Source organism: Gemmatimonadota bacterium (genome assembly GCA_016712265.1).
Classification (GTDB): Bacteria; Gemmatimonadota; Gemmatimonadetes; order Gemmatimonadales; family Gemmatimonadaceae; genus RBC101.
The window spans coordinates 1,596,376-1,608,777 of the sequence record JADJRJ010000028.1 but is presented as its reverse complement, the minus strand read 5'-3'; the positions used below and the strand labels follow the sequence as shown (position 1 = coordinate 1,608,777).

General features: G+C 66.7%; 10 protein-coding genes and 1 pseudogene. All 11 read right to left on the bottom strand.

Annotated elements, in window-relative coordinates:
• Positions 1-796: 796 nt before the first annotated feature.
• The 11 genes and pseudogenes from IPK85_13735 to topA all read right to left on the bottom strand — a co-directional run bounded on the left by IPK85_13735 (position 797) and on the right by topA (position 12,399).
• On the bottom strand, positions 797-1,594 hold the full coding sequence (locus IPK85_13735) for a hypothetical protein (protein ID MBK8248449.1): 798 nt from the start codon (positions 1,592-1,594) through the stop codon (positions 797-799).
• A 166-nt stretch (positions 1,595-1,760) separates the two neighbouring features.
• Positions 1,761-3,383, bottom strand: a complete 1,623-nt coding sequence (locus tag IPK85_13730) for a sigma-54-dependent Fis family transcriptional regulator (protein MBK8248448.1) — start codon at positions 3,381-3,383, stop codon at positions 1,761-1,763.
• Entirely contained in the window at positions 3,380-3,883 is a 504-nt protein-coding gene (locus tag IPK85_13725; protein ID MBK8248447.1) for a MogA/MoaB family molybdenum cofactor biosynthesis protein, read from the bottom strand. Before IPK85_13725 ends, IPK85_13730 begins: the two co-directional genes overlap by 4 nt.
• A gap of 11 nt (positions 3,884-3,894) precedes the next feature.
• On the bottom strand, positions 3,895-5,001 hold the full coding sequence (gcvT, locus tag IPK85_13720; protein ID MBK8248446.1) for a glycine cleavage system aminomethyltransferase GcvT: 1,107 nt from the start codon (positions 4,999-5,001) through the stop codon (positions 3,895-3,897).
• Positions 5,002-5,079: 78 nt separating this feature from the next.
• On the bottom strand, positions 5,080-5,538 hold the full coding sequence (bcp, locus tag IPK85_13715) for a thioredoxin-dependent thiol peroxidase (protein ID MBK8248445.1): 459 nt from the start codon (positions 5,536-5,538) through the stop codon (positions 5,080-5,082).
• Positions 5,535-6,449, bottom strand: a complete 915-nt coding sequence (argF, locus tag IPK85_13710; GenBank protein MBK8248444.1) for an ornithine carbamoyltransferase — start codon at positions 6,447-6,449, stop codon at positions 5,535-5,537. The genes bcp and argF overlap by 4 nt, the downstream gene beginning before the upstream one ends.
• Before the next feature lie 70 nt (positions 6,450-6,519).
• Positions 6,520-7,962 (bottom strand): ATP-dependent protease ATPase subunit HslU, encoded by a 1,443-nt coding sequence (gene hslU / locus IPK85_13705; GenBank protein ID MBK8248443.1) that lies wholly within the window; start codon positions 7,960-7,962, stop codon positions 6,520-6,522.
• 2 nt (positions 7,963-7,964) lie between these two features.
• The gene (gene hslV / locus IPK85_13700; GenBank protein MBK8248442.1) at positions 7,965-8,504 is read right to left on the bottom strand and encodes an ATP-dependent protease subunit HslV; all 540 of its coding nucleotides are present in this window, start codon (positions 8,502-8,504) and stop codon (positions 7,965-7,967) included.
• A gap of 10 nt (positions 8,505-8,514) precedes the next feature.
• A complete protein-coding gene (locus IPK85_13695; protein MBK8248441.1) occupies positions 8,515-9,453 on the bottom strand; it encodes a tyrosine recombinase XerC in 939 nt (312 codons plus the stop codon).
• Positions 9,450-10,799 carry a methylenetetrahydrofolate--tRNA-(uracil(54)-C(5))-methyltransferase (FADH(2)-oxidizing) TrmFO gene (gene trmFO, locus IPK85_13690; GenBank protein MBK8248440.1) on the bottom strand — a complete coding sequence of 450 codons (1,350 nt, stop codon included), beginning with the start codon at positions 10,797-10,799 and terminating at the stop codon, positions 9,450-9,452. Before trmFO ends, IPK85_13695 begins: the two co-directional genes overlap by 4 nt.
• 31 nt (positions 10,800-10,830) lie before the next feature.
• Positions 10,831-12,399: pseudogene (gene topA, locus IPK85_13685) on the bottom strand (type I DNA topoisomerase).
• Positions 12,400-12,402 lie beyond the last annotated feature (3 nt).

Here is a 12,402-nt window from a genome sequence, read left to right as displayed (position 1 = left end):
GCGATATCAGCCCATCGCAATGCGACGATTGCGCAGACAGCGGAGAGCAGCCACTGGGCGACATTGAAGCCAACCTTGAGTGGCGGGCGGCGATGAACCGCCTGGATCCGCGACTGCGCGGCCCCAATCATCAGGGGCACGGAAGTCAGGCAGGACGAAGATCGCGGCGGCGAAAGGAATGATCGCCACTGATCCCACGGCTCCACGAGATCGACCCTGGTACGGCAGGAATTCCGCGAGCGTGCCGAGGCCAATCAGAACCAGTGCGACCGTGGAATGCCCCTGACGACATGGGATACCACGACGCACAGCCCCAAGCGGCAGCCACCGCCGTAAGATCGCGACGCCGGCGAGAACCAAGGGCGAGCGCGCCGCTGCTCCCGAGCTGGCGCTATGCCGTGCACCCGTTCGGCGATCTTACTCCACGGCCTCGCTTCGAGGCGAGAGTTCCTCTCGTTGCTCAAATTGGCGCCTACCGAGTCACGACTTCTGCGCGATGTGGAGTGGGCCCCCGTTGCCCGTTGCTAGCCCCAGTGCAGGCCGCCCGTAAGAAGGGCCGTCAGCCATTGAATCAAAGACATACCGCGTAACCTCCCATCGAATCGCGTAACTGCGACGTGCAGTCACGAGTTTTTCCGGTCGGCTCCGCTCACGTACCTGTTGTTCCCGCTCGAATTTCGCTCAACCTGCCGAACTACTTTCCTGCCAGGAACGGGGGCCCTCAGTTGTCCTTCGCGTCGATGTCTGCTCGCCTCGGTCGAAAGAGTTCGATGTCCGTATGGGTCACTACCACCGCCTAACGACGGCCCAACCACCGGTTCGTTGCGTCCAAGACCGACAACACACTCGCCGTCTCGGCACTGTCCTTCAACTCGCAACTCCCCGTCAACATCGCGCTCGCGCGCGCATGCTGTACCGTCACCCCAACGAAGACGAACTCACGGTCAAACGCCTCGATCACTCGCACCCCAGCCAGATCCAGTAACCGCAACGACTGGTCCGCCTCCGCCAGCGCCCGCAATGCCGCTCGCGCCGCCAGCTCCACCCGGGATCGCTCGTTCTCCGTGCCTTCGGCTTCTCCCGTGAAGGACTTGCCGCCTCGGGCCAGAGTAACGCGACAGGTCAGCCCCTTCGCCCGGGACCGACTCACCTCGACATCCTCGAAGTAATACGCCCGCCGCAGGGTGCTGCTCCCTGCCCCAGGCTCCACCACGGCCGCTACCGCGTCCCCCACAGGGGGGCGCTCCCCCACCGCAGGCTCCGTAAGAACCGCCACAGGGACCTTCGCGTCCGCTACCGGCGGCTGCACCGGCGCCCCGGACACCTTCCGGCCATCCACCGAGGTCGCCACCGAAATCTTCCGGTGGTCCACCCGCATCCCAAGGTGCGCGATCAGGGCGCTCTCCACGTTCCGGACCGTCTGCTTCGGCGTCACGTCCGCCGTCGTCAGCATGTGGATCTCGTCCACCGCCCCGGTCTCACCTGCGATAATCTTCGCGGCGATCACCCCAGGAAGGGTCGCCAGAAGCTCCTCCGCACGCTTGATGGGGAGAACACTCCCGGCGATCAACGGCGACGATTGTGGTTGCGCCACGCGTGTATTCCTCGAAACCCGGTGAGGGACGGCTACATTAGCGCACGTTCACATACAAAACCCCTCCGCCACCCCCCGAGAAACCATGCTTCGGCCGTGAAGATGCCGGTCCCACTCCGCATTTTCAAGGACAAGAACTGCCGGGCACAACCGTGGTACCAATTGCTTACTCCTCAGTCACCTCGTCGCCCGCTTCAAACGGCAATCCGCCAGCCTCGTATTCGCGAATCTTGCGATACAACGTCCGCTCGCCGATGCGCAACACATCAGCCGCACGCCGACGGTTCCCACGGGTCGCGCGCAACGTCAGCTCGATCGCGGCCCGCTCAATCTCCGCCATCGTCATCCCGGCGCTGATCGCAACCGGTGGCTCCTCCCCATCACCGCGCGGGGCAATGCCCCCGACCACCCCCCCGACCTCGGTCACTTCGTCCGTTCGAGGCATCCCGGATACCCACCGGTCCGATGACCTAGCAAGCAGTGGGCCACCCGCAGCCAGCTGCGACTCGTCGAGCCGACGACGCAACTCTTCCACGTTCAGCTTCAGCTCGACCAGGCTGCGCAAGATGAACTCCAGCTCCCGCCCGTCGGCCCCGGCCTGACCCCGGACCACTGGACCGATCGGAACCGGCAGCAGACGCGACCCTCCCTCCCGGATTTGGGACGGAATGTCCGATGCCCCGATCTCCCGCCCGGGACTCAGCACCACCATGCTTTCGATCAGGTTCCGCAGCTCCCGGATATTTCCGGGCCAGGGATAGTCCACCAGCACCTGCATCGCCTGGGCCGAGATGCCGTGGAACGGCCGGTCGTGCGCCTGCGACAATTCCGCCACAAAGCGCCGCACCAGGGTCGGGATGTCCTCGCGGCGCTCGCGCAGGGGCGGGAGGTAGATCCGCAGCACGTTGAGGCGATAGAACAGGTCGGCCCGGAACGTGCCCGTCGCCACCGCTTCCCGCAGGGGAGCATTTGTCGCGGTCACCACGCGCACGTCCACGGGAATCGTCGCCGTCCCCCCAACGCGCGTCACCTCCCGCTCCTCCAAGACCCGCAGGAGCTTCACCTGCGTCGACGTGGGAATCTCCCCGATCTCATCCAGGAAGATCGTCCCGCCGTGCGCCAGCTCGAACCGGCCCAAACGACGCTCTGCGGCCCCGGTAAACGCCCCCTTCTCGTGGCCGAACAACTCGCTCTCGAGCAGCGTCTCCGGCAGCGCCCCGACGTTCACGGCAATAAACGGCTTGTTCCGGCGCGGGCTCCGCAGGTGCACGGCCCGCGCCACCAGTTCCTTCCCCGTCCCGGACTCCCCCTCGATCAGCACCGTGCTCGACACTGGAGCGATTTGCTCCACCTGCACCAGGACGGCACGCATCGCATCGGACTCGCCAATCAGCCCGGTCTCCATCGACAGCCGCTGTCGCTCCAGCAGCCGTCGGACGCCGGCGGCCACCTCCTCAATCGCCAACGGCTTGGCCCACAACTCGGAGAACCCGGCGGTGCGCAGCCGCGCCTCGACGGCCGGATCGTTCACATCCAGAAAGCCAACGGCGGACACCCCCTCCCACAACAGGTCATGGACCACGGCCAACACGTGGGGTTCGAGCAATCCACCGGAAAAGACCACTACCCCAGGCCGTTCCCGCTTGAGCGCCGTCCGCAAGTCGTCCAACGGCGAGACAACCGCGGTCTCGATTCCGGATTGCTCCAGCGCCGCATTCACGCGCACCGCCGGCTCAACGTCGGTGAGCGTGACCAGCACCTTCGATCCCCGATCCGAGGCACGGCTCATGGCGGGAGCATCGCGGCAGAGTGATCAGTCGCCGCACCGCGGGTGATCTGGACGGCGTGGGCCACGATGGGGTCCAGCGCGGCCAAGGCATCCTGAACGCCACCCGGCGAGCCCGGGAGGTTCACCACCAGGGTACGTCCCCGAACCCCGGCGAGCCCCCGGGCGAGGGCCGCCCGCGGGAACGAACCCATCGACAGCCCGCGGATCCGCTCGCCGAGCCCGGGCGCCTCACGCTCCAGCACTGCCCGGGTCGCCTCCGGCGTGATGTCGCGCGGCGAAAGGCCGGTCCCCCCCGTGGTCAGCACCAGGTCCGCGACGTCGCCGTCGCACCAGGCGAGGAGCACGCGAACGATCTCCACCGACTCATCAGGCACCACCGCACGCGCCGCGAGCTGGCGATCGGGCCGCGCGGCCACCCACGACGCAATCGCCTCGCCCGATGCGTCCTGCCGCGCCCCCGCTGCGCAGGCGTCCGAGATGGTCAGCACCGCCACACGCATCGCCGGTCGACCTACAAGTGCGACCCCTGCGTGTAAAACGGCGGCTTGACCACCGTTGCGGCCACCCGCTTCCCGCGAATCTCGACCTCAAAGGTGGTGCCCACGGCCGTCGACCCCGCCGGCAGGTAACAGGTCCCGATCGGGATGCCTAACGAAGGGCTCATCGTCCCGCTGCACACCACCCCCGAAGGGGCGCCGCCGCAGAACACCGGGTACCCATGACGCGGGATCGCGCGGTCAGCGAAGGTGAACCCGACCAGCCGCCGCGTCAGCCCGGCCTCCTTCTGGCGGAGCAACGCATCACGGCCGACGAAATCCCCCTTCTGCAGCTTGACGATCCACGCCAACCCGGCTTCCAGCGGGGTGACGGTGTCGTCGATGTCGTTGCCGTACAACGCCATCCCCATCTCCAGCCGCAGTGAATCCCGACACCCCAGCCCGGCCGGGGACACCTGGCCGCCGGCCATCAATGCCTGCCAGATGGTCGCCGCATGGGCATTCGGGAAATACAGCTCGAAGCCATCCTCGCCGGTGTACCCGGTGCGCGAGACGTACACGTCCTTGACCCCGGCGACGGTCCCACGGGAGAAGTGGTAGTACTTGATGTCGCCTAACGTGACGTCGGTTAACGGCTGCAGGATGGACGCCGCCTTTGGGCCCTGCAATGCGAGCAAGGCGATCTGGTCGCTGATGTCCTCCAACGTGCAGTCGAACCGGCCCAGGTGGCGACTGATGTGGGCGAAGTCCTTCGCCGCATTCGACGCGTTCACCACCATCAGGATGCGGTCCGCCTCGCGGTAGACGAGGCAATCGTCCTCGAAGGTGCCCCGGTCGTTGAGGATCCCGGAGTAGTGCACCTGCCCAATCGCCAACTTGGCCACGTCGTTGGTCGTGACGTAGTTGACGAAGTCGACCGCGCCCGGGCCGCGCACGAGGAACTCGCCCATGTGCGACACGTCGAACAACCCGCACGACTCGCGCACCGCCTTGTGCTCGGCGGTGATGCCGGCCGGGTACTGGACCGGCATCTCATACCCGGCGAAGGGGACGATCTTCGCGCCGAGGGCGACGTGGATGTCGTGGAACGGAGTGCGACGGAGGGAGGTGGATTCAGACACGCAACAGCCTCGACGGGGGTGAGCCCGTAATCTGGCCGGTTGGCGGCAGTGAGGCCAGCCGTAATGGCAGTCTGGCCCCTATCCGAGGCGGTCCAGCACCTCGGCCGCGTGGCCATCGACTTTCACTTTCGGAAAGACGAACGCGACGCGCCCTGTCTGATCGATGATGAACGTCGTGCGTTCGACCCCCATCGACGTCTTCCCGTACATCGACTTCTCCTTCCAGACGCCATACGCCTCGGCGAGGACGTGGTCAGCGTCGGCCAACAAGGCGAAGGGGAGCGCAAACTTCGCCTTGAACTTCGCCTGGGCCGCCACGGTATCGGGGCTGGCGCCGAGGATCACTGCATCGAGTCCCTCGAACCGAGGGAAGGCGTCGCGGAACGCGCACGCCTCCGTGGTTCAACCAGGGGTATCGGCCCGCGGATAGAAATAGAGAACGACGGACCGCCCACGGAACTCGGCGAGCGTTCGGACGGCCCCCGTATCGTCAGGCAGCGAGAAGTCCGGGGCAAGATCCCCAATGGCGAGTGTCACAGCGATTCTCCTCCAATCAGCACAGCCATGATGGCCTTCTGGATATGCAGGCGGTTTTCGGCCTCATCCCAGACGCGACTCTGGGGGCCGTCAATCACGTCGGCACTGACCTCCTCCCCACGATGGGCGGGGAGGCAGTGCATGAAGATCGCATCCGGCCGTGCCCGAGACATCAGGCCGGCATCCACGATGTAGTTGGCAAAGACGCGCTGGCGCTCGTCCTGTTCCGCCTCCTGGCCCATGGACGCCCAGACATCCGTATTGACGACGTGGGCGCCCGCCACGGCCTCCGCGGGGTCCCGCACGACGGTCACTCGCGCCCCCTCGCGGGCCCGCGCCAGCAGTTCCCCGTTTGGTTCGTACCCCGCCGGGCAGGCCAGGCGCAGTTCGAAGCCGAGGCGCCAGGCGGCGTTCACCCACGAGTTCGCCATGTTGTTCCCGTCGCCGACCCAGGCCACGACCTTGTCACGCAACTCGGGACCGAGGTGCTGACGCATGGTGAGCACGTCGGCGAGGATCTGGCAGGGATGCAGGAGGTCGGTCAGCCCATTGATCACCGGGATGCTCGCATGCTCGGCAAGTTCCTGCACCTCGGTGTGCTTGTAGGTGCGGATCATGATCCCATCGACGTACCGCGAGAGGACGCGCGCGGTATCGGCGATGGGCTCTCCCCGTCCCAGCTGAACGTCCTTGGGGGAGAGGAAGAGGGCATGCCCACCGAGCTGCCAGGTGCCGACCTCGAACGACACGCGGGTCCGGGTGGACGCCTTCATGAAGATCATGGCGAGCGACTTGCCCGCGAGCGGGCGCCGATCGTAGGCGCCAGCGCGCATCCGATCCGCCAGGGCAAAGAGCGCGTGCAGCTCGGCCGTGGTGAAGTCCGGAATGGCGAGGAAGTCGCGATGCGACATGACCGTCGGGGATAGGGGCGCGCGGGAAAGCGCGAAACCTAAGGCAGCGTCGGTCCCGGGGTAGTGGGAGCTAGAGGATGTACTTCCGCAGGTCCTCGTCGTCGAGCACGGCCTTGAGGCGGTCGCGCACCATCGCCGCGTCCACGCGGATCGGCTCGCGGCCGCCGTCCGGGAGGGTGAACAGGACGTCCTCCAGGAGCGTCGTCATCACGGTATGGAGCCGCCGCGCCCCGATATTCTCCATGCGCACATTCGCCTGCGTGGCGATCCGCGCGATCTCGCGAATGCCGTCCTCGGCAAAACTGAGCGACGCGCCCTCGGACTCGACCAGCGCCACATACTGCCGGGTGAGGGCGTTCTCCGGCTCCGTCATGATGCGGACGAAGTCCTCCTCCGTCAGCGCCGTCAGCTCCACCCGGATGGGGAATCGCCCCTGCAGCTCCGGGATGAGGTCACTGGGCTTGCTGACGTGAAACGCGCCCGCGGCGATGAACAACACGTGGTCGGTCTTCACCATCCCGTGCTTGGTCTGCACGTTGGATCCTTCAACGATCGGCAGCAGGTCACGCTGCACCCCCTCGCGCGAGACATCCGGCCCCGTGCGGTCCCCGGCACGGCTGGCGATCTTGTCGATCTCGTCGAGGAAGATGATCCCCAGGCGCTCGACCCGCGCGATGGCTTCCGTCGCCAGGTCGTCCTTGTCGATCAACTTGTCCTGCTCCTCCTGCAGCAACACCCCACGCGCCTCGGACACCTTCATCGTGCGCCGTCGCGTCCGCCGCGGCATCATGTCCTTGAGCATGTTGGAGATCGACTCCATCCCTTCCTGCCCACCGGGGCTCATCATCCCCATGGGCGTCGGGGCGGCCTGCGTCACTTCAACCTCCACCTCCCGATCCTCGAGCTGCCCTTCCTTGAGCAGCTGCTTGAGCTTCTCCCGCGTGCGCTGGTAGCGCTCCCGTGCCCCGGCCTGTTCCTGCGACACGGCACCGGTCGGTGAGACAACGAAGACACCGCCGGGCCCTTCCTCCAGCTTTCCTTCCTTTGCCTTCGCCTCAGGCGGCACCGGGAGGAGGATGTCGAGCAGTCGGTCGTCCACGCGTTCGGCCGCAGGGACCTGCACCTCCACCTCACGCTCCGTGCGCACCAGATCGATCGCGCTCTCCACGAGGTCGCGCACCATCCCCTCGACGTCACGACCCACGTACCCGACTTCCGTGAACTTGGACGCTTCCACCTTGATGAACGGCGCGCCAGCGAGTCGGGCCAGCCGGCGGGCGATCTCGGTTTTGCCGACGCCCGTTGGGCCGATGAGGATGATGTTGTTCGGCGCGATCTCGTCCCGGATCGACTCGGGCGCACGTTGCCGCCGCCACCGGTTGCGCAGCGCAATCGCGACCGACTTCTTGGCGGCATGTTGCCCGACGATGTAGCGGTCGAGCTCCGCGACAATCTGGCGCGGGGTGAGGTCGGCGAGTCGCGCGATGGCGGCTTCGGTCTGGCGGGAGGGCATGATCAGGCGGTCGGCTCGACGACGGTGATGTTCTGGTTCGTGTAGATGCAGATCTCGCCGGCGATGAGGAGCGCCTTGCGCACCACCTCCACGGGCGGGAGGGTGGTGTGTGCCACGAGGGCCCGGGCCGCGGCGAGGGCATAGGAGCCGCCAGATCCGATGGCGAGGATCCCGTCATCGGGTTCGATGATGTCCCCGGTCCCCGAGAGCAGGAACGAGTGGTCGCGGTCGGCCACGGCGAGCAACGCCTCGAGGCGACGTAGCACGCGATCACTGCGCCACTCCTTCGCGAGTTCCACGGCGGCCTTGGGCAAGTTCCCCGGATACCGCTCGAGTTTCTCCTCGAACTTCTCGAAGAGGGTGAAGGCGTCGGCGGCCGCACCGGCAAAGCCGGCCAGCACGCGCCCGCCGGCCAGGCTGCGCACCTTTTGTGCGTTGGCCTTGGTGATGGTGTTGCCCATCGTCACCTGGCCATCGCCACCGAGGGCGACCAGGCCATCGCGGCGCACGGAGAGGATGGTGGTGGCGTGAAAGGTCGTCATGGAGGACTCGTCAGGCACGGGGGTGGGCCTTGCGGTACGTCGCTTTGAGGCGCTCGATGCTGGTGTGCGTGTAGATCTGCGTCGTGGACACGGAGGCGTGACCCAGCAACTCCTGGACCGCACGCAGGTCCGCGCCGGCGTCCAACAGGTGGGTGGCAAACGAATGGCGCAGGGAGTGCGTGCTCAGCCCCTCCGCGTCACTCACGCGGGCGAGGAAGCCGTCCACCACCTGCTGGATCCCGCGATGGCTCAGCCGCTTGCCCGTGCGCGAGAGAAAGAGCGCCGCGCGGTCGGCGGCCTTCCCACGCAACCGGACCAGCTCGTCGCGCTTCGCCTCGTAGTTGCGCAGGGCCCGCACCGCCGGCGTCCCAAACGGCACGATGCGTTCCTTGCGCCCCTTCCCTCGCACCTTGAGCTGTTGCCCGAGCAGGTCGAGGTCCGTGCGGTTGATCCCCTGCAGCTCCGAGAGACGGATTCCGGTCGCGTAGAACAGCTCAAGGATGGCCAGGTTCCGCACGTCGTTGAACGCCCCTTCCATCGCGCGCGCCATCGCGGCATCGAACAACCGATCGGCCTGCGCCCGGTCCAGGTACTTCGGCAGGTATCGCTCGAACTTCGGGGCCCGGACCACCCGCGCGGGATTGACATCCGCCAGCTCCTCGCGCTGCAGGTAACGATAGAAGGTGCGAAGGGCAGACATCGCGCGCGCCATCGATCGTTGCGACAGGCCGCGCTTCTTCAACCAGGCCAGGAACCCTCGCATGGCGAGGCGATCCACCGATGTGAAGAAGGTATCGCCGTCCTGTCCCTCCGTGCCGAGGTACTCGCTGAAGAGCGTGAGGTCGTGCGTATAGGCGGCGACGGTGTGTGGGGAGAGGTCGCGTTCACTGGCCAGGTGACGCAGAAAACCGGCGACCTCCTCGCGCGGGGCGGTCGTGCCGTCGCTCATGCGCGCGCCGGGACCGCGACTACCGTGTCGCGCCAGGTACCCAGCGCGGCCAGGGAACGCGCGGCGAACGCTTCCCGCTTGAGTCGCTTGTCCTTCACCGGCGTCGCCAGGTCGTCCAGCAACCCGAAGTTGGCGTTCATCGGCTGGAAGTGTTTCGGATCCGCTTCGCGCAGGTAGCGATACAGGGCTCCGAGCATCGTCTCTACTGGTGGGCAGGCGGCCGCCTCACCCGCGAGGAGGCGGGCCATGTTCACCCCGGCGAGCAGCCCGGTGGCGGTGCTTTCCGTGTACCCCTCCACACCGGTCAGCTGCCCGGCGAACAGGAGGCGATCATCGTCGCGCGCCGACAGGTGCGGCGTCAGGACGGCCGGGGTGTTGAGGTACGAGTTGCGATGGATCGATCCGTAGCGCAGGAACTCGGCATCTCCCAGGCCGGGGATCATGCGCAGGACGCGTTGCTGCTCCGGGATGCGCATCCGCGTCTGGAAGCCGACCATGTTCCACATGCGCCCGGCGCGATCCTCACGACGAAGCTGCACCACGGCCCAGGGACGTCGCCCCGTGCGGGGATCGGTAAGCCCGACCGGCTTGAGGGGCCCAAAACGCAGGGTGTCGCGCCCGCGCTTGACCATTTCCTCGACGGGCATGCACCCCTCGAAGTACGGCACCGCATCGAAGGCGTGCCCCTGGTGTTGATCTGCGGCGGCGAGCGCGTCAATCAGGGCCTCGTATTCGTCCCGCGACATGGGGCAATTGAGGTAGGCCCCTTCGTCACCGGCCCCATCCATCGTCTCCTTGTCGTACCGCGCGGCACGAAAGGCGATGCCGTGATCGATGCTGTCCACGTCGACGATCGGCGCAATGGCATCGTAGAAAGCGAGGGCACCGGTGCCCAAGCGCGCCGCGATCGACTCGGAGAGCGCCGGCGACGTGAGCGGACCGGTCGCGACAATCATCGGCGACGACAAGGCACTGACCTCGCCACGCACAAGGTGAACGTTGGGGTGAGCGACGAGGGCGTCGTGGACCCCCTGGGAAAAGAGGTCGCGATCCACGGCGAGGGCGCTCCCGGCGGGCACACGTGCTGCGTCTGCGCATCGCAAGACGAGGCAGTCGAGGGCGCGCATCTCGGCCTTGAGCAGACCGTGCGCGTTGGTGGTCTCCGTGCTCTTGAACGTATTGGAGCAGACCAGCTCGGCGAGACGATCGGTCTTGTGCGCCTCCGTGGGCCGCAACGGACGCATCTCGCACAGTTCCACCGCGATGCCGCGGACGGCGAGCTGCCAGGCGGCCTCGCTCCCGGCAAGGCCGCCCCCGATGACCCGGACCACAGGGGAGTTACTCATGGGCGTAAGGTAGTACCCCGCCCGCGGGACATCAGCCGACGGCGACGACTTCCTCCACCGGGACCACGTCCCACTCATTGGCGCACTTGAGGCACTTCCGGAACTCGCCGCGCGTCTTGTTCGACTTCGCCTCGGCCCCGACGTACCCGCACTCCGGGCAGCTCTCCTTGACCGGCTTGTCCCAGCAGACGAAGTCGCATTTCGGGTAGTTCTCGCACCCGAAAAAGGTCTTGCCGCGCGCCTTGGAACGCCGCTGGGCGAGTTCGCCACCGTCTTTGGGACACATGACGCCCGTCGGCATGGACCGGGTGCCCCGGCACTTCGGGAACTTGGAACAGCCGAGGAAGTCGCCGCTGCGGCCATGGCGAATGACCATGGGCGCGCCACACTCGTGGCACATGTAGTCGGTGACCACCGCCGGCTTCTTCTCGCCACTGACCGGACGGGTGAAGTCACAGGCCTTGGGGTGGTTCTCGCAGGCGACAAACGGCCCGAAGAAGCCGCCCTTGGGCACGAGGGCCCCGCCGCACTTGGGGCACTTGTCGGTGGCGAGGGCCGAGAGGTCGTGCGCCTCGGCGATCAACCCGGGAACGTCCACGTCCGCGAGCGAGGTCTCGAAGGGACCGTAGAAGTCCTTGAGGACCCGTCGCCAGGGGAGCGCCCCCTCCTCGATCTTGTCGAGTTCGCCCTCCATCTCGCTGGTAAAGCCGACGTTGAAGATGTCCGGGAACTGCTTCACCATGACCCGTTCGACACTCTCGCCTAACGATGTTGGCGTGAAGCGTCGCTGCTCCAGGAGCACGTACCGACGGTCCACGAGGGTGGAGATGATGGAAGCGTAAGTGGACGGCCGGCCAATGCCGAGCCGTTCCAGTTCCTTGACGAGGCTGGCCTCGGAGAAACGCGGCGGCGGTTCGGTGAAGTGCTGGTTGGGGGTGAGCGTCTGCAGGGGCACGAGTTCGCCGACGGTCGCCACGGGCAGGGCCTGCTCGTCCTCGAGCGCCTTGCCGTCGCCCTCCTCGCGCGACTCGCGGTACAGCGCCAGGAATCCCTTGAACTTGATGACGCTCCCGGTGGCCCGGAACACATACCGCGCCTGGCTCCCGGCGAACTCGAAGTCGAGGGTGGTGGTGTCGAAGACGGCTGGCGCCATCTGGGACGCCATGAAGCGCTGCCAGATGAGCTGATAGAGCTTGAACTGGTCGTCCTTGAGGTACTTCCGCACCTGGTCCGGATGACGCGACGGATCGGTGGGGCGCACGCATTCGTGGGCGTCCTGGGTGTTCGCTCCGGCCTTGCCGTACAGCTGCGGCGCGTTGGAGAGGTACTCGGCGCCGTACTGGTTGCGCAGGAGGTCGCGGGCCTGGAGGGCCGCGCTTTCTGCCACCCGGGTCGAGTCGGTTCGCATGTAGGTAATGAGGCCGACCGCGCCCTCGTCCTTCCCCAGCTCAATGCCTTCGTACAAGTCCTGCGCCAGGCGCATGGTGCGTTTGGAGCCGAAGCTGCATTTCTTTGCCGCCTCCTGCTGCAACGTGGAGGTCGTGAACGGTGCCGCCGGGTTCTTGCGACGCTCCCGGCGCTTGACGTCGGTGAGCGGGAAAAC